Below are 24117 nucleotides of genomic sequence, written 5' to 3' on the forward strand. Positions count from 1 at the left end.
CACTATGCATTGTCAAATGTGAAATCGGAGTGACGGAGCGAAAATGGCATCGACTGTGACAAGGCGATCCTCGAGACAGCTCAGCGGCGAAGACATCGTCGTCGAGACCGCATGGCTCTACTACCACGACGGCATGAACCAGAACGAGATCGCCACGCATCTGCAGGTCTCTCGCGCCACCGTGGTCAACTATCTGCAGGAGGCGCGGGAGCGCGGCTTCATCCACATCAGGCTGGCGCCGGAAGCCTTCACCGGCCACAGGCTGGCCACCGAGCTGTGCAGCCGGTTCGCGCTGAAGGCCGCCTATGTGCTGCCGGAAGGCGTCGAGAGGAGCGAGGACCAGGCGCAGCGCGTCACGCGCGGCGCCGCCGGCTGGCTGCCGGGACTGCTCGAGCCCGGCGACCGGCTCGGCGTCGCCTGGGGCAAGACCATCTACGATCTGGCCGAACAGCTTGAGCAGACGACCATTCCGGCGCTCACCGTGATGCAACTGGTCGGCTCCATGGCCACACCCTACGGCTTCTCGGCCGATGTCTGCTCGTCGGAAGTGGCACGCAAATTCTCCGCCACCTGCATCAACCTGCATGTGCCGGCAGTGCTGAGCACGGCGGAGATCGCCCAGACGCTGCGTCAGGAAGCCACCATCGCCCATCAATTGAGCGCCATCAGGACCTGTAACAAGACGCTGTTCGCGGTCGGCTCCTGCAAGCACGACAGCCACGTGGTCTCCAGCGGCGTGGCGACCGACGCCGAGCTCGACGACTATGTGGCGCGGGGCGCCGCCGGCGTGCTCTGCGGCCGCTTCATCGATGCCTGGGGCAAGCCCATCCACGGACCGCTCGACGAGCGGATGATGGGCATCGAGCTCGAGGAACTCACCGGCAAGGACATGGGCCTGCTGGTCTCCGTCGGCGTCGAACGGGTGGTCGCGGCGGTGGCGGCGCTGCGCGGCGGCTACGCCACGCATCTCGTCACCAACCTGTCCTCGGCGCAGGCCATTCTCGAGCTGTCCGAGCCGGCCTGAACCCCCACGGCCCGCTTCAGGCAGCCGTGCGGCGCTCGGGAAACAGCTTGAGCAGACCCTCGCGGCTGGCCTCGGCGACGCCGCGCTCGGTGATCAGTCCGGTCACCAGCCGCGCCGGAGTGACGTCGAAGGCGGGATTGGCTCCGCGGGTGCCGTCCGGAGAGATCTGCACCGAGGCCACCGAGCCGTCATCGAGCTTGCCGAAGACCTTCGTCACCTCGCCGTCGTCGCGCTCCTCGATCGGGATCTCGCGCACGCCGTCATTGACGGTCCAGTCGATGGTGCTCGAGGGAAGCGCCACGTAGAACGGGACATCGTTGTCGCGGGCGGCAAGCGCCTTGAGATAGGTGCCGATCTTGTTGCAGACATCGCCGGAGGCGGTGGTGCGGTCGGTGCCGACAATCACCATGTCGACCTGACCGTGCTGCATCATGTGGCCGCCGGCATTGTCGACGATCAGCCGGTGCGAGATGCCGTGGCTGTTCATCTCCCAGGCAGTCAGCTGGGCGCCCTGGTTGCGCGGCCGGGTCTCGTCGACCCAGACATGGATGTCGAGACCCGCCTCCACCGCCTGGTACATGGGCGAGGTCGCAGTTCCCCAGTCCACCGTCGCCAGCCAGCCGGCGTTGCAGTGGGTGAGGATGTTGACCGGCTCGCCCTTCGGCTTGCTGCGCGCGATCTCGCGGATGATCTCGAGCCCGTGCAGGCCGATGCGGCGGTTGGTCTCCACATCCTCGTCGGCCACGGCGTGCGCCCGCCGGATGGCGGCATCGGCGCGCGCGGCGGGCGCCAGCGGCGAAAGCAGCCCGCGCATGTCATCGAGCGCCCAGCGCAGATTGATCGCGGTGGGCCGCGTCTCGTGCAACACCTCCCAGGCATGATCGAGCGAAGCATCGGACGGATCGCGGGCCATCTCGATCGCCATGCCGTAGGCGGCGGTGGCGCCGATCAGCGGCGCGCCGCGCACCCACATGTCGCGGATCGCGGTGGCAAACTCGTCAAGCGTCTTGAGGCTGACGACGCGGAACTCGTGCGGCAGCCAGCGCTGGTCGATGATCCTGACCTCGCCGGTTGCGGACTCGACCCAGATCGAGCGGAATGCGGTATCTCCGACCTTCATGCCTGGTCTCCGGTTTCGCCCCTGCGGGCCAATGCGATGATGGCGCCGATGCCGGACAGCGACGCGCGGTTGTTGACCAGCGTCTGGCCGAGCTTCAGGCACCTGGCCTCGCAGGCTGCGCGGATGTCCGGGTCAGCGATGGTGTCGAGTTCAGCGACATGCGCAAGGCCCAGAATCCGGCGGTGCATCTCGATGCCGGCGAAGCCCGACAGGTCAACGAAGATCTCCGCCAGCAAGCCCTGCAGTGCCGCCTCCGAAGCCAGGCCGTGCCCCTGATCCTCATAGAGCGTGCGGGGATAGAGGATGCCGGTGCGCTCGGTGTGCCAGAGCAGCGAGAACTCGGCCACGAATGCGGCCCAGGTGTCGGCGATCACCTCGAGGATCCAGTCCTGGAACCCGGCGCAGGCGGCCGGATCGGCGATGTGGGCGCCGGCGGCGTGATAGGCCATCAGATAGTTGCCGACGAGCATGCCGATGTCGAAGCCGAACGGACCGTAGAAGGCGAATTCCGGGTCGATGACGCGGGCCTCGCCGTCGGTGACCATGATCGAACCCGCATGCAGATCGCCGTGGCACAGGGTCTCGCCGCGCGAGGTGAAGGCGCGCTTCATGTGCTGGGCGGAGATCTTCAGCGCCTCGTCGCGGCGCAACTCCGCCACCAGCCCGTCGAGCTGCGGACTGGTGTGGCGGTTGCGGGGCGCATCGAAATAGGGATCGGTGAAGACCAGCGATTCGGTGATGTCGCAGAGTTCGACATTGCCGGCGAACAGCGCGGTGTCGGCCTTCTTCTCCGGAGCGGTCATCGACAGGTCGGAGCCGCGGAAGGCGGTGCGGGCGGCAAATTCGCCGATCACCCGGCCGAGATCCGTGACCCGGCGGCCGGCCATCAACTGCTGGCGCAGGATGATGTGCGGCTGCAGCCGCTCCATGATGATGAGCGCCTGGCTCTCGTCGAAATGCAGGACCCGCGGCGTGCGGCCCGGATCGCGATCTTCCTGGCGGATGAGAGCGTTGTATTCGAAAAAGGCGCGCTTGAGCGGCAGCGGCCAGCTGTCGCCGACCAGTCGCACATAGGGCAGCGCCTGCTTGACGATGACGCTGCCCTCGCCGCCTTCGACGATGAAGACCAGATTGAGATTGCCGTCGCCGACTTCACTCACCGACCAGTCTGCGGCATTGCCGCCGATGGCGCCTCTCAGCGCCTCGACGCCCGCCAGCCGGGTTCCCAGTGTTTCGGGCGACAAAGCCTCATATTCGCTGCTCAAAACCATCCTCCCCGATCAAGTCCAAGCCTGTGACAACAGGACCGTACCGACCTAATCACTCATTTGTCAATCTATGTTGACTTTTGTCTTGCGGCCTGTTCTCATCACTTCAGGGAGGACATCATGCCAGCACTGTTGTGCCGATTGCAGGCGGTTGAAAAGTCGTTTGGCGCCAATCGCGTGCTCAAGCGGCTCAATCTCGACCTGCCCGCAGGCGAGGTGACCGTCCTCATGGGAGCCAACGGAGCCGGCAAGTCCACGCTGGTCAAGATCCTCTCCGGCGTGCACGGGCTTGACGCCGGATCGGTGGAGCTGGAGGGACGTCCCTATCAGCCGGCAACCCCGTCGGAGGCGATCCGCGCCGGCGTGGTCACGGTGCACCAGAGCATCAATGACGGCGTCATCCCCGATCTCGACGTGGCCTCCAACCTGATGATCGACCGGCTGGCGGAGAAATCCTACGGCTTTCGGCTCAACCGCACGCGCCTGTTCGCCGAAGCCCAGGCGATCGCCGATCGCATGGGGCTGGCCTTGAATGTGCGCCAGCCGGTGCGCGAACTCGGCGTCGCCGACCGACAACTGATCGCCATCGCCCGCGCCATGGCGCACCAGCCGAAACTCCTCATCCTCGACGAGCCGACGTCGTCCCTGTCGGCAGCCGAAGCCGAGCGCCTGTTCGGCTTCATCGAGCAGTTCACCGCACTTGGTGTCGCAGTCCTCTACATTTCGCACCGGATGTCCGACATCCGGCGCATCGGCGACCGCATCGTGTCGATGCGCGACGGCGAGGTTTCCGGGCTCTTCGAGGGCGAAGACCTCGATTACGAGGGCGCCGTCCAGGCCATGCTCGGCCACCGCATGACCGACGTCGACATCCGCATTCCCGATCCGAACAGGTGTGTGGTGGAAATCGACGCGCTGCGGCTTAAGGCAGGCAGCCGGCCGATTTCACTGGACCTCCGGGAGAACGAAATCGTCGCCGTCACCGGTCTGCTCGGCAGCGGCAAGACGGCGCTGGCGCAGGCGCTGTTCGGCATGAAGCCGGCGCAATCGGGCGGCGTGCGCCTCGACGGTCGGCCCTACGCGCCGACCAGCCCGCAGCAGGCGATCGCCAGCGGCGTGTTCATGTCTCCCAAGGACCGGGCAAGCAATGCCGTCGTGCCGCAGTTCAACCTGCTGCGCAACATGACGCTGCCCTTCCTTGAGCGCTATTCGCGGTTCTCCTTCGTAAGCCGGAAGGCCGAGAAGGCCACGGCCAATGCCATGATCGAAGCGCTGGCCATCGTCTGCCGCAGCGATGCCGACGAGATCGGCACCCTGTCGGGCGGCAACCAGCAGAAGGTGATGCTGGCCCGGTGGCTGGCGCAGGACTGCCGGCTGCTGCTGCTCGATGAACCGTTCCAGGGAGTGGACATCCGCTCGCGCCGCGACATCGGTCGCAAGATCCGCGAGACCGCGGCCAACCGCGCCACGCTTGTCTTCGTATCGGAACTCGACGAGGCGCTGGAAATCGCCGACCGGATCATCGTCATGTCCGAGCATGCCGTCAGCGCCGAGTTCCGCAACGAGAATGTCGACATCAACGAGATCCTGACCGCCGTGACCGGAAGGGCACCGGCGGCCCCGTCCCCCTCCACACAGGCCGCATGAGCATGAGTTTGGACCAGACCGAAACCGGACGACAGCAAGACCCGGGCGACAGCGGCGTTGCCCGCGCGCAGCGCAGCAACCGTATCCTTGACCTGGCCATCCGCTACGGCTTCCTGACGCTGCTTGTCGGACTGGTGATCTTCTTCTCCGTCTTCGCCAACGGATTCGCAGGTCCGCGCAGCGCCGTGTTCGTCTTCCAGTCGGTGGCGATCACCGGCATCCTGGCGCTCGGCGTCACCTGCACGCTGGTGGTCGGCGGCTTCGACCTTTCCATCGGATCGGTGGCGACCTCGGCCATGATGCTCTCGGCCTACATGATGGTGGTGCTGGGACAGTCGGCGGTGGTGTCCATCATCGCCTGCCTGGCGATGGGCGCCTTCATCGGGCTGATCAACGGGCTGCTGATCGTCAAGACCAGGGTGCCGGACCTCCTCGCCACGCTCGGAATGATGTTCCTGCTGGTCGGCCTGCAGCGCATCCCCACGGAAGGACGCTCGATCGCCACGGGGATGACGATGCCCGACGGCTCGACAGCCGACGGCACCTTCTCGCCGCTGTTCCTGCAGCTGGGGCGCCACCGCTTCGACTTCTTCCTGGAGAAGCTGCTGCCGGTGCCGGTGCTGTTCCTGATCGGCATCGCAATCCTGGTCTGGGTCTTTCTCGAGCTCACCCGCCACGGCCGGCTGATGTACGCCATCGGCTCCAACGAGCGCGCCGCCAGCCTCGCCGGCACCAATGTCAACCGCTACAAGATCCTGGCCTATGTAATCTCGGGCGTGCTCGCCTCGATCGCCGGCATGCTGCTGTCGGCGCGTCTTGGACGCGGCGACATCGCTTCGGGGACGAACCTCCTGCTGGATGCAGTCGCCGCCTCGCTGATCGGCTTCGCGGTGCTGGGTGCTGCCAAGCCCAATGCCTTCGGCACGGCCATTGGCGCCCTCTTCGTCGGCATCCTGCTGCAGGGCCTGACGATGATGAACGCGCCCTATTACACCCAGGATTTCGTCAAGGGCGCAGTGCTGGTCATCGCGCTCGTCTTCACCTTTTCGCTTTCGGCGCGACGAACCGGAAGCCACTGACGTCGACATCATGCAACAGGAGGATAAAACATGAAGCTTCTTCGCAGAACCACACTGGCGCTGTTTGCCGGTCTCGCGGCTTCCGCCGCCATCGGAGCTGGCGGCCTCGCCCACGCCGCCGACATGCCCGCCCCGTTCGACAAGCCCGGCGATGTCAAGATCGCGCTGGTGCGCTATCTGTCGACCGGTGACTTCTTCCAGGCCTATCTCTCCGGCGTCGAGGCCCAGGCCAAGGCGCTCGGCGTCGATCTGCGCGTGCTCGACAGCCGCCAGGATGCGGCGCTGCAGGCCGACATGGTGGACCAGGCCATCGCCCTCGGGGTCAACGGCATCATCATCCAGCACGGATTGACCGAATCGATGAAGGAGGCCGCCCAGCGCGCGGTCGACGCGGGCATCAGGGTCGTGGCCTTCGACGTCAATGTCGAGAACCCGAAGGTCCCGCAGATCGAGCAGTCCGACCGCGACCTCGCCCGGCTGGCGCTGGAGCAGGCCGTCGCCGACAACGGCGAAAGCTGGAAGGCCGGCTATGTCTACGTCGCCGGCATCGCACCGCTCGACCGCCGCGACGAGACCTGGAAGATGTTCAAGGAAAAGTATCCCGGCATCGAGGAAAAGGCGATGTTCGGCACACTCGACAACCCGATCGCCAACTCGGTGGCCAACCAGACCCGTTCGGTGCTGCAGGCCAATCCCGACATCCAGGTGATGTTCGCCCCCTATGATGAATTCGCCAAGGGCGTGAAGATCGCCGTCGACGAGGCGGGCCTGACGTCCGACATCAAGATCTATTCGGCCGACGTGTCGACCGCCGACATCTCTGCAATGCGCGAGCCCGACAGCGCATGGGCCGCAACGGCCGCCACCAACCCGGCCGTGGTCGGCGAAGTGTCGGTCCGCGCGCTCGCCATCCTGCTCACCGGCGGTGAACCGGGCGCCAGCGTCATCGTGCCGCCGACGCTGATCACCCAGAAGATGCTCAACGACAACGACATCAAGAACATGGAAGATCTGTCGGCGAAGCTGCCGCAGTTCGCCCATGCCGATGCCGCCATGACCGACTGGATGCCGCTGCCGCCGCGCTGACGCTGTCCGGAAGAAGTCAATTCCACTTCGTCGGCAGGATAATGCGGCGAAGCATCGCTCAGACAAGGAAGGGCCGCCCGGCGGGCGGCCCTTCCTGCAACGGACATGACACAATCACACCGGAAGACGATCACCGAGCTCGCTTGACGCCCATGAGCCGCGGCGGGTGCCTCGAAGCCCGCGCCGCTCCCTCACCGTCGGGACGCATCGCGCCTCTGATGGCCGTACAACCACCGCTGACTGTTTCAGTCGAACTGAGCCGTGATGCGGCGCAACAGGTCGAGAAGCACGTCCTTGTCGCTGCCGGCGATCTCTTCTATTTCGCGGTCATGCTGGATGGCATGAGTGGCGAGCACGGCCAGTTCGCATTTGCCTTTCGCGGTCAGGGAAAGGGTATAGCTGCGCTTGTCGCCCTTCAGCTCCTGCCTTTCGATCATGCAGTTGGCTGCCAGCTCGCGCAACACCGGGGTCAATGTGGACTTGTCGCGCCCGCTGGCCCGGCTGAGCGCCATCGGGGTGATGCCCGGATTGTCGCCGATCAGACTGAGCAGCGCAAACCAGCCCGGCTTGAGACTGCAGTCGCCGCTCCGGCGCTTGAAGGCCTTGAAGGACGCACATTGGGCCATGCGCAGATGAAAGGCGAGATAATGCTCCAGACTGCCCAGGCGGACGGACTCGTGCTGGTCCGGTGCCTGCGTGGCCACGGTATCTGGTCTGTTGGTGTCACTGCGCATTGGAACCTTGATTCACGACATTTCTCCTCCGGCGATCATCTCCTGATTAACAGGCCTCCGTTCAATTATCGAACCTTTTATTCAAATTGATCGCGGCGGCGAAAAAACCACCGGGTTTTCCCCAGTCTACCGACAGCAGAACCGGGCATAGCCGCCGAACGGCTCCAGTTGAGTGTCGACCATTTGCGCTCGGGATGCAATCGTGACCCCCTGCGCCGCGGCAACCGGCTGCCGGAACATAGAAGCCTTGCCGGCGTTGACTTGACTGCAGGCATTCAGCCCGTTGTCCAGAACGCCCAGACAGGAGCTATGCATGAACGATCCCGTTTCCCCAGAGGATACTGCACCTGACATTGTCGGGACGCTTGCCGGACAAGCGCCGGACTTCGGTTCCGATGCCGACGCCACCCTCCATGTCTACCGTCTTACCCCCAGCGCGCAACCGAACGACCCGCATTGGGACATCGCGCCCGACCACGGCGTCGTCATCGTCCGGGCGCTGTCGCCGGCGGATGCGCGCATTGTGGCCGCCGGGTCGGAAATCGACTTCCTCGACATCGAGGCCAAGCCCGGCGACGATGCCACCACGGACTTCGCCAGCGCCTTCCGGAATGAGAAGATGTACCATGTCAGCGAAGAGCCCGATGGCCGTTACTCCACGGTGGGCAAGCGGGGCGTTATCGATCAGCTTGGCGCCTTGACGGACGGGCCGCCGGATACGGAGTGAGGCGTCGGCTCCCGGCAGACACCTGCCGCGACCGCAGAACGCGCGGCGGGTGTCTGCCTCGTCTTTAGACCTGACAGCCCCGCATCGTCTTGCGTCTTGACAGACAAGAGCGCAACCGGCGTGATGTGGCCGCCAAGGGGACCAGCCATGCGCTACATCGAGAACCGGACTTTCGACGAGATCAATGTCGGCGACATGGCGGAGCTGTCCAGAACGCTTCAGCCGGAAGACATCGAGCTCTTCTCCGCCTTGTCGGGAGCGGTCAACCCCGCGCATGTCGATGCCTCGTCCCTTGGCGCCGACGGCTTCATCGGCCTGATCGCACACGGCATGTGGGGCGGAACGCTTATCGCCACGCTGCTTGGCACCGAACTGCCAGGCCCCGGCGCCATCTATCACAGCCAGAACCTGATTTTCGGAGCCTCGCTCGGGCCGGGCGACACCGTCCACGTCGAGGTCAGAGTTGCAGAGAAGCATGCGGATACCCGCATGCTGGTTCTCGACTGCCGCTGCACCAACCAGTCCGGCGACATCGTAATCAACGGCCGGGTCGAGGCAGTCGCTCCAAGCGAGAAGATCCGGCGTCCGCAGGCGGTGCTCCCGGACATGAAGCTCAGTCCGCAGGGTGCGCAGTACCAGAAACTGATCGGGGCAACGGCGCGGTTGAAACCGATCCGAACGGCCGTCGCCCATCCCTGCGACGATGCCTCCCTGACGGGCGCGCTGGAGGCCTCCAGCCAGGGTCTGATCGTCCCGGTGCTGGTGGGACCGCGCGCCAGGATCGAGGCTGCGGCGCTCGAGGCCGGACGCAGTCTCGACGGGATCGAGATCATCGACGTGGCGCACAGCCATGCGGCGGCGGCGCGATGCGTGGAGCTGGTCCGCGCCGGTCAGGCCGACGCCATCATGAAAGGCAAGCTGCACACCGACGAACTGATGTCGGCTGTGGTTGACAGCACCCTCGGCCTGAGGACGGGGCGGCGGATGAGCCACATCTTCGTTCTCGACGTGCCGCACCACCCCAAGCCGCTGCTGATCACCGACGCGGCCATCAATATCTATCCCGATCTCGACGCCAAGCGCGACATCGTCCAGAACGCCATCGACCTGGCTCATGCGCTCGGCATCGCCATGCCGAAAGTCGCCATCCTGTCGGCCACGGAAACGGTCGATTCGAAGATCGTATCCACCACCGACGCCGCCTCGCTGTGCAAGATGGCCGACCGCGGCCAGATCACCGGAGGCCTGCTCGATGGCCCGCTGGCTTTCGACAATGCGGTTTCGAAGGCGGCGGCTGCGACCAAGGGGATCGTCTCCCCCGTGGCGGGCGATGCCGATATTTTGGTGGCGCCAGACCTCGAGGCCGGAAACATGATGGCCAAGCAGCTGATCTATCTCGCGGGCGCGGAATCGGCCGGTATCGTCATGGGCGCCCGGGTGCCGGTGATCCTCACCAGCAGGGCGGACAGCACGCTGGCGAGGCTCGCGTCCTGCGCACTGGCGCAACTCTATATCGAACACCTGAAGGCAAAAGTCCGCCCCTGACGCAGAACACTTCCGGCGATGGCGGGATCGCCTGGGCGCGCCGGAACCTTCGAGACCTTGGGATATTGTGGACGAGACGGCTGTTGCCGGCCCGATGCTGCGGGCAACCGGCTCGCTGACGGCGCGCGGCCGGTTTAGGCCGTCCGCTGTCAGGCGGCCTTCATTGCCGGGACTTCCTCGCCCCGGACAGCCTTGCCGACTGCCTGGCTGGCCCATTCGCGGATCTGCCGCTCCAGTTCCTCGTTTCGCAGCCGCAGCGCTTCCATCTCGCCACCGACCTTCTCACGCTCGGCCTGGTGGATGGCGTCGAGTTCGGCCTTGAGTGCCCGGTTTTCCTCGAGAAGAGCCGCCTGATCCTGGCCGCTGAAGGAATCGATCTGGTTCTGCAGCGCGGAGAACCTGGAGGCCGCCTTGCTCTGGAATTCGACCAGCGCATCGAGCCGTGCCTCGTCGGCCGCCGCCGCGGTGACGGCGGCAGGCTTAGGACTGAGGACCACAGCCAGAATCGCCCCCAGACCGAAGATGGACACAGGGACGATGGAAAAGCCGTGAAGCAATTCGCCGAGACCCAGATGCATCGTGTCGTAGAGACCTGCAAGCAACGCCGTCCCGGCGAGGGCGGAGAGGATGGCAAGGCTCTTGGACACCAGGCCCATGACGCCGCCGCCGCTTCCGGCCTTCTTCACCTTGACCTTCTTGTCGCCCGCCATGGTCGTCTCCTGCATCAACGGCGCGCATGCGCCGTTCTCGTTGATAGGATTGGGACATGCCGGGATCAGCAAGATCGGACCGGCTTTTCGAGGCGGCATCATGCAGCCCGGAATATACGTCCCTGCACCCTATCCATCCGTGCTTAAGGATCGGTAAAACCGGCCGCACAATTCTTGCTCCGCCGCCCTGCAGGGGAACGTCTCCGGCCGTGCCAGGAAATTCTGGAACGTCCTTCAAGGCACGCCTGGCAGCTTGAGCGTCGAACACGATCATGCCAAGACTGGGCAAGATTTAGCAGCCGGGAGTCGACATCATGCCAAAGCTCAAGACATCCGCCGCCGAGATGGTCGCCGCGGCGCGCGCGCGGGTGGAGGAAATAGAGACCGCGGATGCCATCGGGATGGTCGGCAAGACCGATGTGGTGTTTGTCGATCTGCGCGACCCGCGCGAACGGGAGCGCTCCGGGTTCATTCCCGGCAGCTTTCACTGCCCGCGCGGGATGCTGGAATTCTGGGTCGATCCGGAAAGTCCCTATCACAAGGAGATCTTTGGAGAGGACAAGCGTTTCGTGTTCCACTGCGCGTCGGGCTGGCGATCGGCGCTTTCGGTGGCCACGCTGCAGGACATGGGCTTCAAGGCCGCCCATCTGAAGGAGGGTTTCTCCACCTGGGCCGCCCAGGGCGGTCCCGTGGCCTTTCCCGAGCAGAAGGACTAAGCCACTCCTACGGTCGCACGGCATCGGTCGCGTGCCCGCAAACGGCGGCCCGGCTGACTGGCGTCCCCCCATGACAGGACCCGACCATGGTTCGCATCGCCATCCTTGATCTGTGCAAGTATTCTCCGCCGCTCGACGACTGTGCGCCGACCAGCTCGGCCATCGCGGACTGGCTGCAACCGGCGATGCCGGAAGCAGAGCTCGTCCCGGTCATGGTCTGCGACGGCGCCGAGATCCCCGCGGCAGGCGAGTTCGACGGCTTCGTGCTCAGCGGCTCGGAGCAGGGCGTCTATAACGAGACCGAGTGGATGGAGCCGATGCGCGCCTTTCTGCTGCAGGCCAAGCTCGCCAGGGTGCCCCTGTTCGGGATCTGTTTCGGCCATCAGCTGATGGCCGACACCTTTGGCGGCAGGGCCGAAAAGGCCGATCTGGGCCATGTGATCGGGGCCCGGCGCTTCGACATCGAAGGCCAGTCCGTCACTGCGCTGGTCTGGCATCAGGACCAGGTCACGCAGGTTCCACCGGGCGCGGCGGTCATCGGATCGTCCGACTATTGCCCTGTCGCAGTGCTGGCCTACGACTTTCCCGCCCTGTCGGTGCAGTTCCACCCGGAATTCGCACCAGATTTCGTCATCGAAGCGGTCAACAGGCTCGACGGAGCCGAGCTCGATCCGGCCGAGGCGCAAAGAGCCCGAAAGTCGCTCGCGGGTGTCGGCGTGGCGGAAGACCTGATGGCGGCCCGGGTCGCGAACTTCTTCACACGGACACTGGCCGCCCGCAAGCACCTGGCGACCGCGCCGGGATTGCCGGCCTAATGGCCGGCGCGCGGGGTCAGGCCGACTCCGACAACAGCCGCTGACTGTCGACGGCGTGCAGCCGGTCCTTGCTCGCCAGCAGGCCGCTGGCCCGCAGCAGCGCCGCAAAGCGTCCATTGTCACGATCGGCAAGCTGCTGGAACTCACCAAACTCGACAATGCGGCCGTGGTCGACGAAGATCACCAGATCGGCGTCGCAGACCGTCGACAGCCGGTGCGCGATGATGAAGGTCGTACGGTCCTTGCGCAACCGGTCGATGGCGCTCTTGACCATCTGCTCGGTCTCGACGTCCAATGCACTGGTGGCCTCGTCGAGCACGAGGATCGGGGCATCCTTGAGCACGGCGCGGGCGATGGCGATGCGCTGGCGCTCGCCGCCCGACAGCTGGGCGCCGCGTTCGCCGACGACCGTATCGTATCCCGCGCGCTTGGACAGGATGAAATCCATGGCGGCGGCAGCGATCGCCGCCTGATGGACCTCGTCATTGGCCGCGTCGGTCTTGCCGATGCGGATGTTGTCTTCGATCGTGCGGTTGAGCAGGCCCGCATCCTGGAAGACGGCCGCAATCTGGTTGCTGTGCGACCGGCGGGTCATCTCGCGGATGTCGATGCCGTCGATGCGGATGGTGCCGCTGCAAGGATCAAAGACGCGCTGCAGCAGATTGATCATCGTCGTCTTGCCGGCACCGGTGGGGCCGACGATGGCGACGGTCTTGCCGGCGGGCACGTCGAAGCTGATGTTGTGCACGCCTTCGCCGCTGCCGGGGAACTGGAACGAGACATTGTCGAAGCTGACATGGCCCCTGAGCCTTTCGACGCTCAGGCTGCCGCTGTGATCCAGGTTCTCCGCGACCGAATCCTTGAGCGCGAAGAACGGCTCCAGCCGCGCACGGGCCTCGAAGATCTGATTGAAGAAGCCGGTGACCTGGTCGAGACGCCCGATCAGCAGGCCGGCAAAGCCGGTGAAGGCGACGATGTCGCCGATGCGCAATTCGCCGCGCTGCACCAGCAGCGAGCCGATGACGAGTACGATCATCATCGAGAGCGTCGCCGCCAGGCGCTGCAGCGCGCTGCCGAGCGCCCACCAGTTGAGGACGGGATACTGGGCATTGATCAGGTCGTCGGTGAAGCGCCGCAGCGCTTCGGCTTCCTGGGCGACGCGGCCGTAGCTCTGCATCACCGATACGTTGCCGATGGAATCGGCGACATGGGAGAAGACCCGATGGTAGTGCTGCTCGACCTGGGCCTGTCCGGCCTTCGTGCGCTTCATCACCAGACGGTTGATGGCCACATAGGAGACGCCGAGCCCGCCGAGCACCAGCGCCATCCGCCAGTCAAGCGTCAGCGCGGTGGGCACCAGCAGCACCAGCGTCACAACCGTGGCCAGATGCTGCCGCATGAATTCGAGCCAGAGCGTGAACAGGGTTTCGATGGCGCGAAGCAGCGTGTGCAGGACCTGCGACGTGCCATGGCCATGATGCCAGGCCATCGGCATGGACATGACCTCCTCGAAGGACTGGGTCAGCACCGATGCCCGACGCTTGTGCGCCAGCCTGTCGGCGCCGCGCGCCACCAGGACCAGCGCGACGATGTTGAAGCAGCCCAGCGCTGCCCAAAGCGCGATACGCGTCGCCAGTCCCTCGCCGCTGGCGATGGATTGGATGATTTCGCCGAACAGGATCGGCTCGGCGATCATGACGACCGCCAGACCGACATTGGCTGCGCAGATCGCGGCAACCTTCCAGCCTTCCGCAAAAAGCTGCCGCATCGCCCGCATGTAGATACCGAAGAGAGACAAGAAAATATCCTATCGTGCGCCGCACCATTGATTTCAGAAATTGCTGCATTGCGATTGAGGCTTAAACGCGGCCAACGCAAGTGGGGTTCATCAGGCTTTCGAAACTTTGGAAGAATGGCCGTTACAAAGCGTGATTAAACCGCCGAAAACCGGCTGTTTGGAAGCCAACTGCTTGTTTCTTGTGCAGGAAATTCCAGCCCTTGGTTCAACGCGGATCAGGGACAGGAAATGTAAGGCTCGAGCCATTCAAGTCCTTGGCGCAAAGCCTCGCCCGGGATCCTGTCGATGCAGGCCCCCCGTGGGGAGGAGATGGGGTGAGCGATCAGCTGCGTTGGAGGGTCGTCAGAAGATCGGCGTCTGCTTCCACACGATGCCGGCCACAGTCTGGTTGTAGGCATCGGCGAAGACGGCGCGCAGATAGTCAGGGTTGAACGGATCAAGCATCCTGTAGGGAATCTGCCGGTTGATCGATGCAACCCGCAGCCGGCCGCCTGTCCTCTCGCTGTGGGTATAGAGCGCCAGCAGACCCTGTTTCGTCTGCGATTCACCATTATCGCATAGGAACGGCCGACCACCGAAAGCGCAGAGTTGTTCGTGGTCGCGAACTCCGGAATGAGGGCGGTATTGATGATGACATAGATGTGGCATCCGTCAGGTCGATGGGTGCACCTTTACGGCTTGCGATGCAGCGAGGCGACAGCCGCGGTCACTCCGTACCACTCTTCCCGGATCTTTCGGGGTTCATCCCCGCTGGACCCTTGCCCCTCGGCGAGAATGGGAGTGGCGCGGGCAAGGATCCGCGCGGCGGGGCAAAGCCCCCTATTCGATTTATGAAGGAAGGCAGCAGCCGGAGCATCAGCATAGCGCCGGCCAAGGGCCGGGATGAGAAAGCTTCCGCCCGGGCTAGGGGTCGAAGCCCTAAGGACCAGACCTTCGGCTCGGTTTAAGAGAGCCCGGCCGCTATGGGACGCACCAAACAGAGCCATTTTTTGGGTATTTATGGGTATTTTTTTGGGTACTCACCGCCAATCATTGTCTATATGGGTATTTTCGGGTATATTTTTGGGTATGGCACTGAAGACCGACTCCCTGCAGCTCACCCATGAAATCCTGGCCCTCGTCTCCGAGATCGACGAATTCAAAGGCGCATGGCGAGCCCTTGGCACTCTGGCACCCGAGCGGCTATCCGCGCTGCGCCGCGTCGCCACGATTGAAAGCATCGGTTCATCAACCCGCATTGAAGGCAGCAAGCTGACCGACACCGAAGTCGAGCGTCTGCTTGCCAATCTTGAAATCAAATCATTCGACTCTCGTGACGAGCAGGAGGTCGCGGGATATGCGCAGGTCATGGAAACCATCTTTGCGCATTTCGCCGCAATCGACATCACCGAAAACCACATCACGCAACTGCACCGCGACCTCCTGGCTTTCAGCGATAAGGACGAGCGCCATCGCGGCGCGTACAAGACACTCGCCAATCATGTGAGCGCGTTCGATCCCGACGGAAAGGAAATCGGCGTTATCTTCGAAACGGCAACTCCCTTCGATACACGCGGCAGGATGCAAGAGCTTATCCATTGGACCCGAAGCGCGCTGAATGAGCAAAGCCTCCATCCACTGCTGGTCGTCGCCATCTTCACCGTGGTGTTTCTGGAGATCCATCCCTTCCAGGACGGCAATGGCAGGCTGTCGCGCGTTCTGACCACGCTCCTGCTGATGCGCTGCGGCTATGCCTATGTGCCCTACTCTTCGCTCGAAAGCGTGATCGAGACCAGCAAGGAGGGCTATTATCTGGCCCTGCGGCAAACCCAGCGAACAATTCGAAGCGCGAAGCCGAACTCGCAGCCGTGGGTGGTTTACTTCCTGCGCGCATTGCAGCAACAAAAGCGCCGCCTGGAGAAAAAGATCGAACGGGAGCATCTTGTCCTTGGCACCTTGCCCGAACTGTCGCTTCAGATCATCGAGGCGGTCAAAGAGCGCGGGCGCATCACGATTGGCGAGATCGTCAGCCTGACCGCTGCAAACCGCAACACGGTCAAGAAGCACCTGGCCACCTTGGTCGGCGCAAATCATCTAACCCAGCATGGAACGGGCAAGGGAACCTGGTATGGCCCAAAGTCACCGCGTGGGATAAATCATGGGAAATCGTAACGGGTTAGATTTCGCCGAAGCAGATTCCTTGTGGATCAAACACCATTTTGCGTAGAAACACCGAGAAACATGGCGGCCTGGTGAAAACAAAATGGCGCGCCCGAAAGGATTCGAACCTCTGACCCCCAGATTCGTAGTCTGGTGCTCTATCCAGCTGAGCTACGGGCGCGCATGCAAGCCAAATTGGCTGCGAGGCGCTCTCCTAAAACGTCGGCCGGCCGATTGCAAGCCGCATTGTCGAAAAATCGGCGTTTGCTCCGAACTTAATGCCTGACGCCTCTTGGCATCCGCCCCTGCCGGCCTGGCCCCCGACGGGCCCACCCATGTCGTTCCCGACAAACGCAGACAGCCGGCACAAGGGCCGGCCTCAGGCCCTGACGCGAAAGCGGCTCAGCGGCACGGGCTGATCCGGCAGTTCGATGCGGAAGGTGGTGCCGTGCGAACTGGTCTCGGCCAGCTCGATGCTGCCGCCATGGGCGATGACGATCTCGCGGGCGATGGCGAGCCCCAGGCCGGTGCCGCCGGCGCGCACGGCGCCGCGAAACGGCGCGAACAGGTTTTCGCGCGCCTTGGGCGGCATGCCGGGGCCAGTGTCGATGACGAAGATCTCGGCGACGCTGCCGGCGCGGCGGGCGGAGATGATGATGCGGTGGATGAGCGCCCTGTCATCGACAGGATCGCTCCTGAGCGCCTCCACGGCATTGCGGCTCAAATTGTAGAGCACGCGGAACAACTGCTCGCTGTCGGCCTCCACCTCAAGCTCCGGCGCCACCTCGACGGTGAAATCGATCGTCGGGCCGGCCTCGTCGACGAGAAGCTCCCGCACCTCCGAGGCCAGCTGGGCCAGCCGGATGAAGCGGCGCTTCGGATCTGCCTCCCTGGCCTTGCCATAGGCCAGCACCGCGCCGGAATAGGCGGCGGCTCGGTCGATGGTGCGCAGCAGTTTGGGGGCGAACAGCTTGACGCGCGGATCATCGACCATGGCCAGACGGTCCGACATCAATTGCGCCGAGGCCAGGATGTTGCGCATGTCGTGATTGATCTTCGACACGGCGAGCCCGAGGTCGGCCAGATGGCGCTGCTGGCGCAGCGTCGACTGCAGCTGCGTCTGCATGGCGGCAAGATGGCCCTCGGCGATGCCGAGCTCGTCGCCGACGGGGCGCGGCTTGATGATCCGGCCGGGATTTTCCGGGTCCGAAGAGAAGGCGCGCATGTTCTCGGTCATGCGCCGGACCGGATGGATCATGATGCGGTTGATGGCGAAGAAGACGAGACTGGCAGTGATCACGGAGATCAGCACCGAGAGCAGGAAGACATTGCGGCCATAGGCGAGCATGTACTGGCGCAGCGGCGCGTCCTCGAGCACCAGGTCGATGACCGTGTCGGCGTAGCCTTCCACCGGGCCGTAGACCCGGATGACGCGGTCGCCTCCGAAGAAGATGGTGTCGAAGGCGTCCATGATCGCACTGAACGGCGACATGTCGGCGAGATTGTACTGGTGGCTGACGGTCGGCGGCATGTCGGAGACGGCAATCAGCCGCGACATCCCGTCCTTCATCAACGCGATCGCCTTGGTGCCGGTGGCCATCAGAGCGTCGTCCTGGATCGGCTGCGGCACGTCCATCTCGTCGAGCCCCTGAATGACGACGCTCGCCGCCGCCGCGGTGCTCAATCGGTTCTCAAGCCAGCGCAGCCGCGTGTTGGCGATGGAGGGGACGAAGATGAGCACCTCGGCGATCATCACGAACAGGATGGTCAGCCACAGCAGCTTTGCCGACAGGCCGTTGAGGCGCAGGCGCCTGCCGGCGCCCTCCACGGTGTCATCTGCCGGCGGTGGGGTGTCCAAGAGCGAGCCTGCCTTCCAGCATCATCCGAATATGCGAAGCCAGCGCACCAGCGTTCGCACGAGCGGCTTTCGAGTCACCGGGCCATAATAGGAGATGGCGGCGCGTTTTCCAATCTCGCTCATTGTTGGATAGGGCGGCACGTAGCCGCGTACATCGCCGAGCTTCAGGCCATTGGTGATCGCCAGCGCCCACATATTGATCATCTCCGAGGCGCCTGCCCCGACAATGGTGACCCCGATGATGCGTGCCTTCCTGTCGACCACCATCTTGATCAGTCCGGTGGTCTGGCGCTCGGCCTGGGCGCGATCGTTCTCGGCATAGGGCCAGCGCAGGATGGAAATCCTGTCGCCGTGACGCTTGCGGGCGTCAGCCTCTGCGAGGCCGACATGGGCCAGTTCCGGGCTGGTAAAGGTGGCCCAGGGAATGATGTCGCGGTTTTCCTTCGCCGGAAGCCGGAACAGGATCTGCTGCACCACCAGACCGGCGTGGTAGCCGGCGACGTGGGTGAACTGCAGGCTGCCGGCGACATCGCCGATGGCGTAGACGCGGGAGTTGGAAGACCTAAGATTGGCGCCGACGGTGACGCCGCGGCGATCATATTTGATGCCGGCCTTGTCAAGACCGAGTCCCTCGACATTGGCGCTGCGACCGGTGGCGACCAGAATGTCGCTGCCATCGACTTGTCCCTTGTCGTTTTCCGATTCCCAGCAAACCCTGACGCCGGATGCGCCCTGTTTCTCAACGCCGGTCACCTTGGCGCCCTCGATGAGGGTAACGCCCTCGGCGCGGATCTGGTCGAGGACGATGGCTGTGAGCTCCGGATCGTCCTTGCCCAGCGCCCTTTCACCCTCGATGACGGTGACCTCGGCGCCGAGACGGCGATGGGCCTGCGCCATCTCCATGCCGATGGGGCCGCCGCCGATGACAATGAGATGCCGCGGCGCACTGGTGCGCTCGAACAGAGTCTCGTTGGTGAGGTAGTCGACCGAGTCGAGGCCGGGAATCGGCGGCACGAAGGCGGAGGACCCGGTGGCGATGACGAAGCGGCGGGCGGCGATCTCAAAGTCGCCGGCCACAACGGTCCTGCGGTCGGTGAAGCGGCCTTCGGCCTCGATCACAGTGACGCCGAGGGCGCGGAAGCGCTCGACGGAGTCATTGGGCGCGATGGCGGCGATCACCGAATGGACGTGATCATGGACCTTCCGGAAGTCGACCTTCACCGCGCCGGCGCTCACGCCGAAGTCCGGGGCCTCGGCGATGGCGCGGGCATGCTTGCCCGCCGCGATCATCGCCTTGGATGGCACGCAGCCGTAATTGAGGCAGTCGCCACCCATCCTGCCCTTTTCGATCAGCACCACATCCACGCCAAAGGCCGCCGCCGCGGCGGCCACGGTCAGGCCGCCGGAGCCGGCGCCGATGACGCATATGTCGGGTGTCAGTCGCCTGGTCATCAATCGTCCCCCATCTGGAATGGTCGCCATGCGGCTCAACGGGCGCGCTGTCGCCATTTGCGTATCACGGTCGGGATGGCGGCGACCAGAGCCAGCGCAGCAAAGGCGAGCGTGATCTGCGGCGTCACCAGATCGCCGATCGAGGCTTCTCGTCCGGACTCCGCAGCGGCGACCAGCACGCTATCCAGTCCCTGACCCAGCCAGGAATAGGCGAATGTGCCGGGAAGGATGCCGAAGAAGGTCGCCAACACATAGGTGCGAAGGCGAACGTCGAAGAAGGCCGGCGCGATGTTGAGGATGAAGAAGGGCAGCACGGGCGCCAGCCGGAGCACCAGGAGATAGCCGAAGGCGTTCTCGGCGAAACCATCGGCGAGCCGGGACAGGAAGGGCCCGGCCCTCCTGCGCAGCACGTCGCCGAAGGCGGTGCGGGCGACGAGGAAGATGATGGTGGCGCCGATGGTGGCCGCCACCGCGGTCAGGGCGCCACCCAGCAGCCAGCCGAAGAGAAAGCCGCCGAAAACCGTCAGCAACGACGCCGCCGGCAGCGAAAAGGCCACGGCCAGGATGTAGGCGAACACGTAGACACCGGCCGCCGCCAGGCGGTTTTCCGCCACCAGCCCAGCAAGCGCGTCGCGCTTGTCGGCGAGCACGGACAGCGACAAATAGTCCTGCAGTCCGAACCAGTAGCTCAGCGCCAGTCCGGCGGCGACCACCGCCAGAGGCAGATAGCGCCGCAACTGACCGCCGGCCGAGACCTCCGTCCTGCCTTTCGCGTTCTCCATTGCGACATGTGCTCCGTTCGTTGCGGTCCGGGTGGCCATGGGTCTCCGTTCCTTCTGCGTCTGCGTCTGCGTCACAGACCATCTAAACTGCCCGGATGCCAAGAGCCAATGACGATGGCTCGCGGTTTCCCAACTGTGCGTGATGACGGCGGGGACGGCGTTCACGCTGCCGTGACACCGGCACGGGCTGGTCGGGCCGACCGACCATCGCCGTCCCGCTCAGCCGATGGTCCGCCGCGCAGGCGGGGCGCCATTCGCGGCAGAACCGTCACCGCCAAAGCGGCAGCCCGCCTGAGTCGGATCGCCGCCGCCGGCGCTGATTGACTTTGCCGTCCGATCGCGTCTATAAGCCCCCCGTCCGCAGGCGTTCCTGTTTCGGGAGCCCACACATGCGGATTGAACGCTCCAATCGAAGATTGTTCCAAGAAGGGCCGCACACCGCGGTATTAAAATAAATGCCAAAGCGTACTTACCAACCGTCCAAACTTGTCCGCAAGCGTCGCCACGGCTTCCGCTCGCGGATGGCTACTCCTGGTGGCCGCAAGGTCATCGCAGCCCGCCGCGCCCGCGGTCGCAAGCGTCTTTCGGCCTGACCGTCGACGCCTGCCCGCGAAAAGAGGCAGTCGCGTGGCTCAACAAGACCCGAACATGAAACCCGGGCGGCTTCTCAGCCGGCCGGACTTTCTTGCTGTGCAGAAAGGACTGCGTCTCCGCGGCCCGCTGTTCCTGCTGGAAGCCATCAACCGCAATGAGCCCTCGCAGGCTCCCCGCATCGGCTTTACCGTCACCCGCAAGCAGGGCAATTCGGTGGAACGAAACCGCATGCGCCGACGCCTCCGCGAGGCGGTGCGCGTGACGGTGGGGGTTTCTTTCCTTCCCGGACACGACTATGTCGTTGTCGCCCGACGCGACATGCTGAACGCTCCCTTTGACCGCATCGGGATTGCCTTGGCTGCCCGGCTGGCCGAATGCCACCGCAAGCTGGCCGACCCAAAGACCCGCGCCGCCGACACGGCCCGAGATCTGCCCAACCCAAACGCGCCGAGCGAAAGCAGCAAAGGCGCCCAGGAATAAGTGATGGAAAACAACCGCAACTATTTCGTGGCAATCGCACTTTCGGTGCTCGTGCTGATTGGCTGGCAGTTTCTCTACATATCGCCGAAGATCGAGCGGGAGCGGGCCGCCGCCCAGATGGAACAGGCCGCCCAGCCGTCAACACCGGCCACCACGCAGGCGGGTGATGGCGCGACGCCGGGAAGCGTACCGGCCGCATCCTCCGGCACCTCGCTTCCGGCCGGCGACACCGCCGCTGTCGCTGCCCAGACCCGCGAGCAGGCGCTGGCGAGCAGCGGCCGAATCAGCATCGACACTCCGTCGCTCTCCGGCTCGATCAATCTGGCCGGTGGAAGGCTCGATGATCTCATGCTGAAGGAATATCACGAGCAGGTCGATCCCTCGAGCCCGCGCATCCGGCTCTTCAACCCAGCTTCGCAGGCTGACGGCTATTTCGCCGAAGTCGGCTTCGTCAGCGAAACGCCGGACATGAGGGTCCCCGGGCCGGACACCGTCTGGCAGGCGGCGCCGAACCAGACGCTGACGCCGTTCAATCCGGTCACGCTCACCTGGGAAAACGGCACGGGCCTGACCTTCACGCGGCAGATCTCCGTCGATGAGCACTACATGTTCAGCTACGCCGACACGGTTGCCAACACCGGGGACGCACCGGTCGATGTGTCCACCTATGGCCGCGTGACGCGCTTCTACAAGCCCAAGATCGCCGGCATCTATGTGTTGCATGAAGGCCTGATCGGCGTCGTTGGCGAAGAAGGCCTGCAGGAAATCAAGTACGCCGCCGTCGAGGAAGAGCCTCTCATCCAGCCAGGCCACGCCACTGCGGGCTGGATGGGCATCACCGACAAGTACTGGGCGGCCGCCGTGATCCCGCAGGGCGGCACCGGCTTCAACACCCGCTTCGCCCATTTCACCGACGGCCGCGCCCGTTACCAGACGGATTTCAAGGCCGACGCGCAGACCATCGCCCCAAGCGCCTCCGAGACCATCACCACACGGGTCTTCGCGGGTGCCAAGGAGGTGCCCGTCATCGACGGCTACAAGACCAAGTTCGACATCCTCAAGTTCGACCTGATGATCGACTGGGGCTGGTTCTTCTTCTTCACCAAGCCGATGTTCTGGCTGATCGACTTCTTCTACAAGCTGTTCGGCAATTTCGGGGTCTCGATCCTGATCTCGACGGTCATCGTCAAGACCCTGTTCTACCCGCTCGCCAACAAGTCCTACCGCTCGATGGCGAACATGAAGAAGGTTCAGCCCAAACTCGAGGAACTCAAGACCAAGCACGCCGACGACCGCATGGCGCTGCAGGCGGCGATGATGGAGCTGTACAAGAAGGAAAAGATCAATCCGGTGGCCGGCTGCTGGCCGGTGCTGCTGCAGATCCCCGTCTTCTTCGCGCTCTACAAGGTGCTCTACATCACCATCGAGATGCGGCACGCACCGTTCTTCGGCTGGATTCATGACCTTTCGGCGCCTGACCCGACCACGATCTTCAATCTCTTCGGCCTGCTGCCCTTCAGCGTGCCGGCGGCCATGATGATCGGTGTCTGGCCCATCATCATGGGCATCACCATGTTCCTGCAGATGCGCATGAACCCGACCCCGCCGGACCCGACCCAGGCGATGATCTTCACCTGGATGCCGGTGGTCTTCACCTTCATGCTGGCGACGTTCCCCGCCGGTCTGGTGATCTACTGGGCCTGGAACAACACGCTGTCCATCGTGCAGCAGGGCATCATCATGAAGCGCCAGGGCGTGAAAGTGGAACTGTGGGACAATCTTGCCGGCCTGTTCAAGCGAAAAAAGAACCCGGTCTGATCGGATCGTCTGATGACAAGTCCAGAAAACAGCGGCCTCGCCGCAGCCCATGAGGACGGCCGCTATGCAATGTTCACCCGCGGCTGGGTGTTCATCCGCGGCGTACCGGCGCTCAAGTTCCTGCCGCCGGAAGGCCCGCCGGAGATCGCCTTCGCCGGTCGGTCCAATGTCGGCAAGTCGTCGCTGATCAATGCGCTGGTGGAGACCAACGGACTCGCCCGCACGTCCAATACGCCGGGCCGGACCCAGGAACTCAACTACTTCGTGCCCGACGGCCACAGCGGCGAAGGCGACGACCTGCCGCCGATGGCGCTGGTCGACATGCCCGGCTACGGCTACGCCAAAGCCCCGAAGGACCAGGTCGACAAGTGGACCAAGCTGGTGTTCGACTACATGCGCGGCCGCTCGACGCTCAGGAGGGTCTACCTGCTCATCGATTCGCGCCACGGCATCAAGAAGAACGACGAGGAGGTGATGGCGCTGCTCGACCGGGCGGCCATGTCCTACCAGGTGGTGCTCACGAAGACCGACAAGATCAAGGCCGCCGGCGTGCCGAGGCTGATGAGCGAGACGCTGGCTGCCCTCAAGAAGCACCCCGCCGCCTATCCCGAAGTGCTGTCAACGTCGTCGGAGAAGGGTCAGGGCCTGACCGAACTGCGCGCGGCCATCATCACTGCCATCACCACCTGATCTCCTGCGGCATCCGGTGCCGCCTCCGACCGCGC

Annotated in this window: 21 protein-coding genes and 1 tRNA gene; 13 read left to right on the plus strand and 9 right to left on the minus strand. The window is 64.3% G+C overall.

The genetic code is table 11. From position 1 onward, the window contains the following. Positions 1–43: 43 nt before the first annotated feature. Positions 44–1024 (plus strand): sugar-binding transcriptional regulator, encoded by a 981-nt coding sequence (locus tag DFR52_RS12390; RefSeq protein WP_110032290.1) that lies wholly within the window; start codon positions 44–46, stop codon positions 1022–1024. 16 nt (positions 1025–1040) lie between these two features. On the opposite strand, the gene mtnA is transcribed toward DFR52_RS12390, so the two are convergent. Continuing rightward, on the minus strand, positions 1041–2144 hold the full coding sequence (gene mtnA, locus DFR52_RS12395) for an S-methyl-5-thioribose-1-phosphate isomerase (RefSeq protein WP_110032291.1): 1104 nt from the start codon (positions 2142–2144) through the stop codon (positions 1041–1043). Continuing rightward, positions 2141–3415, minus strand: coding sequence for an S-methyl-5-thioribose kinase (gene mtnK, locus DFR52_RS12400; RefSeq protein ID WP_110032292.1), 1275 nt, complete (start codon positions 3413–3415; stop codon positions 2141–2143). The genes mtnA and mtnK overlap by 4 nt, the downstream gene beginning before the upstream one ends. 117 nt (positions 3416–3532) lie before the next feature. On the opposite strand from mtnK, the gene DFR52_RS12405 reads away from it, so the two are divergent. The 3 genes from DFR52_RS12405 to DFR52_RS12415 are packed head-to-tail and all read left to right on the plus strand — an operon-like array spanning position 3533 to position 7224. Then, on the plus strand, positions 3533–5059 hold the full coding sequence (locus DFR52_RS12405) for a sugar ABC transporter ATP-binding protein (RefSeq protein WP_110032293.1): 1527 nt from the start codon (positions 3533–3535) through the stop codon (positions 5057–5059). Positions 5060–5061: 2 nt separating this feature from the next. Next, positions 5062–6138, plus strand: coding sequence for an ABC transporter permease (locus DFR52_RS12410; RefSeq protein ID WP_110032294.1), 1077 nt, complete (start codon positions 5062–5064; stop codon positions 6136–6138). 30 nt (positions 6139–6168) lie between these two features. Further along, positions 6169–7224, plus strand: a complete 1056-nt coding sequence (locus DFR52_RS12415) for a substrate-binding domain-containing protein (RefSeq protein ID WP_110032295.1) — start codon at positions 6169–6171, stop codon at positions 7222–7224. A gap of 245 nt (positions 7225–7469) precedes the next feature. Here DFR52_RS12415 and DFR52_RS12420 read toward each other — a convergent pair whose 3' ends face one another. Continuing rightward, a complete protein-coding gene (locus DFR52_RS12420; protein WP_110032296.1) occupies positions 7470–7958 on the minus strand; it encodes a MarR family winged helix-turn-helix transcriptional regulator in 489 nt (162 codons plus the stop codon). A 313-nt stretch (positions 7959–8271) separates the two neighbouring features. Between DFR52_RS12420 and DFR52_RS12430 the strand changes: the two genes are divergently transcribed. Both DFR52_RS12430 and DFR52_RS12435 read left to right on the plus strand, forming a co-directional pair. Continuing rightward, positions 8272–8685 (plus strand): hypothetical protein, encoded by a 414-nt coding sequence (locus DFR52_RS12430; RefSeq protein WP_110032298.1) that lies wholly within the window; start codon positions 8272–8274, stop codon positions 8683–8685. 147 nt (positions 8686–8832) lie between these two features. Then, positions 8833–10230 carry a bifunctional enoyl-CoA hydratase/phosphate acetyltransferase gene (locus DFR52_RS12435; RefSeq protein WP_110032299.1) on the plus strand — a complete coding sequence of 466 codons (1398 nt, stop codon included), beginning with the start codon at positions 8833–8835 and terminating at the stop codon, positions 10228–10230. A gap of 149 nt (positions 10231–10379) precedes the next feature. Here the strand turns inward: DFR52_RS12435 and DFR52_RS12440 are convergent, their stop codons facing one another. Continuing rightward, positions 10380–10940, minus strand: coding sequence for a hypothetical protein (locus DFR52_RS12440; RefSeq protein WP_110032300.1), 561 nt, complete (start codon positions 10938–10940; stop codon positions 10380–10382). A 314-nt stretch (positions 10941–11254) separates the two neighbouring features. On the opposite strand from DFR52_RS12440, the gene DFR52_RS12445 reads away from it, so the two are divergent. Together DFR52_RS12445 and DFR52_RS12450 are read left to right on the plus strand one after the other, a co-directional pair. Then, positions 11255–11656, plus strand: a complete 402-nt coding sequence (locus DFR52_RS12445) for a rhodanese-like domain-containing protein (RefSeq protein ID WP_110032301.1) — start codon at positions 11255–11257, stop codon at positions 11654–11656. Between the two features lie 86 nt (positions 11657–11742). Beyond that, a complete protein-coding gene (locus tag DFR52_RS12450) occupies positions 11743–12471 on the plus strand; it encodes a type 1 glutamine amidotransferase (protein WP_110032302.1) in 729 nt (242 codons plus the stop codon). A 16-nt stretch (positions 12472–12487) separates the two neighbouring features. On the opposite strand, the gene DFR52_RS12455 is transcribed toward DFR52_RS12450, so the two are convergent. Then, positions 12488–14269 (minus strand): glucan ABC transporter ATP-binding protein/ permease, encoded by a 1782-nt coding sequence (locus tag DFR52_RS12455; protein ID WP_110032303.1) that lies wholly within the window; start codon positions 14267–14269, stop codon positions 12488–12490. A gap of 1068 nt (positions 14270–15337) precedes the next feature. On the opposite strand from DFR52_RS12455, the gene DFR52_RS12460 reads away from it, so the two are divergent. Continuing rightward, on the plus strand, positions 15338–16420 hold the full coding sequence (locus DFR52_RS12460) for a Fic family protein (RefSeq protein WP_110032304.1): 1083 nt from the start codon (positions 15338–15340) through the stop codon (positions 16418–16420). Between the two features lie 92 nt (positions 16421–16512). Here the strand turns inward: DFR52_RS12460 and DFR52_RS12465 are convergent. The 4 genes from DFR52_RS12465 to DFR52_RS12480 form a co-directional block, all read right to left on the minus strand. Beyond that, positions 16513–16589 (minus strand) — tRNA-Arg (locus DFR52_RS12465). A 198-nt stretch (positions 16590–16787) separates the two neighbouring features. Then, on the minus strand, positions 16788–18266 hold the full coding sequence (locus DFR52_RS12470; RefSeq protein WP_425351175.1) for a sensor histidine kinase: 1479 nt from the start codon (positions 18264–18266) through the stop codon (positions 16788–16790). Positions 18267–18287: 21 nt separating this feature from the next. Continuing rightward, on the minus strand, positions 18288–19718 hold the full coding sequence (locus DFR52_RS12475) for a dihydrolipoyl dehydrogenase family protein (protein ID WP_110032305.1): 1431 nt from the start codon (positions 19716–19718) through the stop codon (positions 18288–18290). A 35-nt stretch (positions 19719–19753) separates the two neighbouring features. Beyond that, positions 19754–20500 carry a TVP38/TMEM64 family protein gene (locus DFR52_RS12480; RefSeq protein WP_110032842.1) on the minus strand — a complete coding sequence of 249 codons (747 nt, stop codon included), beginning with the start codon at positions 20498–20500 and terminating at the stop codon, positions 19754–19756. Between the two features lie 455 nt (positions 20501–20955). Here DFR52_RS12480 and rpmH point away from each other — a divergent pair, with 455 nt between their 5' ends. Genes rpmH through yihA form a run of 4 tightly spaced genes read left to right on the plus strand, consistent with a single transcriptional unit; the run spans position 20956 to position 24082 of the window. Next, the gene (rpmH, locus tag DFR52_RS12485) at positions 20956–21093 is read left to right on the plus strand and encodes a 50S ribosomal protein L34 (protein ID WP_110032306.1); all 138 of its coding nucleotides are present in this window, start codon (positions 20956–20958) and stop codon (positions 21091–21093) included. 55 nt (positions 21094–21148) lie between these two features. Next, positions 21149–21574, plus strand: coding sequence for a ribonuclease P protein component (gene rnpA / locus DFR52_RS12490; RefSeq protein WP_110032307.1), 426 nt, complete (start codon positions 21149–21151; stop codon positions 21572–21574). A 3-nt stretch (positions 21575–21577) separates the two neighbouring features. Further along, positions 21578–23392 (plus strand): membrane protein insertase YidC, encoded by a 1815-nt coding sequence (gene yidC, locus DFR52_RS12495; RefSeq protein WP_110032308.1) that lies wholly within the window; start codon positions 21578–21580, stop codon positions 23390–23392. Positions 23393–23404: 12 nt separating this feature from the next. After that, a complete protein-coding gene (gene yihA, locus DFR52_RS12500) occupies positions 23405–24082 on the plus strand; it encodes a ribosome biogenesis GTP-binding protein YihA/YsxC (protein ID WP_110032309.1) in 678 nt (225 codons plus the stop codon). Positions 24083–24117: the final 35 nt, after the last annotated feature.

The sequence above is a fragment of the Hoeflea marina genome (assembly GCF_003182275.1).
Taxonomy (GTDB): Bacteria; Pseudomonadota; Alphaproteobacteria; order Rhizobiales; family Rhizobiaceae; genus Hoeflea; species Hoeflea marina.

Bases quoted from the DNA above. Each gene is read 5' to 3' on its own strand.
- DFR52_RS12390 (WP_110032290.1), top strand. From the start codon at position 44: ATGGCATCGACTGTGACAAGGCGATCCTCGAGACAGCTCAGCGGCGAA.
- mtnA (WP_110032291.1), bottom strand. From the start codon at position 2,144: ATGAAGGTCGGAGATACCGCATTCCGCTCGATCTGGGTCGAGTCCGCA.
- mtnK (WP_110032292.1), bottom strand. From the start codon at position 3,415: ATGGTTTTGAGCAGCGAATATGAGGCTTTGTCGCCCGAAACACTGGGA.
- DFR52_RS12405 (WP_110032293.1), top strand. From the start codon at position 3,533: ATGCCAGCACTGTTGTGCCGATTGCAGGCGGTTGAAAAGTCGTTTGGC.
- DFR52_RS12410 (WP_110032294.1), top strand. From the start codon at position 5,062: ATGAGTTTGGACCAGACCGAAACCGGACGACAGCAAGACCCGGGCGAC.
- DFR52_RS12415 (WP_110032295.1), top strand. From the start codon at position 6,169: ATGAAGCTTCTTCGCAGAACCACACTGGCGCTGTTTGCCGGTCTCGCG.
- DFR52_RS12420 (WP_110032296.1), bottom strand. From the start codon at position 7,958: ATGCGCAGTGACACCAACAGACCAGATACCGTGGCCACGCAGGCACCG.
- DFR52_RS12430 (WP_110032298.1), top strand. From the start codon at position 8,272: ATGAACGATCCCGTTTCCCCAGAGGATACTGCACCTGACATTGTCGGG.
- DFR52_RS12435 (WP_110032299.1), top strand. From the start codon at position 8,833: ATGCGCTACATCGAGAACCGGACTTTCGACGAGATCAATGTCGGCGAC.
- DFR52_RS12440 (WP_110032300.1), bottom strand. From the start codon at position 10,940: ATGGCGGGCGACAAGAAGGTCAAGGTGAAGAAGGCCGGAAGCGGCGGC.
- DFR52_RS12445 (WP_110032301.1), top strand. From the start codon at position 11,255: ATGCCAAAGCTCAAGACATCCGCCGCCGAGATGGTCGCCGCGGCGCGC.
- DFR52_RS12450 (WP_110032302.1), top strand. From the start codon at position 11,743: ATGGTTCGCATCGCCATCCTTGATCTGTGCAAGTATTCTCCGCCGCTC.
- DFR52_RS12460 (WP_110032304.1), top strand. From the start codon at position 15,338: ATGGCACTGAAGACCGACTCCCTGCAGCTCACCCATGAAATCCTGGCC.
- DFR52_RS12475 (WP_110032305.1), bottom strand. From the start codon at position 19,718: ATGACCAGGCGACTGACACCCGACATATGCGTCATCGGCGCCGGCTCC.
- DFR52_RS12480 (WP_110032842.1), bottom strand. From the start codon at position 20,500: ATGGAGAACGCGAAAGGCAGGACGGAGGTCTCGGCCGGCGGTCAGTTG.
- rpmH (WP_110032306.1), top strand. From the start codon at position 20,956: ATGCCAAAGCGTACTTACCAACCGTCCAAACTTGTCCGCAAGCGTCGC.
- rnpA (WP_110032307.1), top strand. From the start codon at position 21,149: ATGAAACCCGGGCGGCTTCTCAGCCGGCCGGACTTTCTTGCTGTGCAG.
- yidC (WP_110032308.1), top strand. From the start codon at position 21,578: ATGGAAAACAACCGCAACTATTTCGTGGCAATCGCACTTTCGGTGCTC.
- yihA (WP_110032309.1), top strand. From the start codon at position 23,405: ATGACAAGTCCAGAAAACAGCGGCCTCGCCGCAGCCCATGAGGACGGC.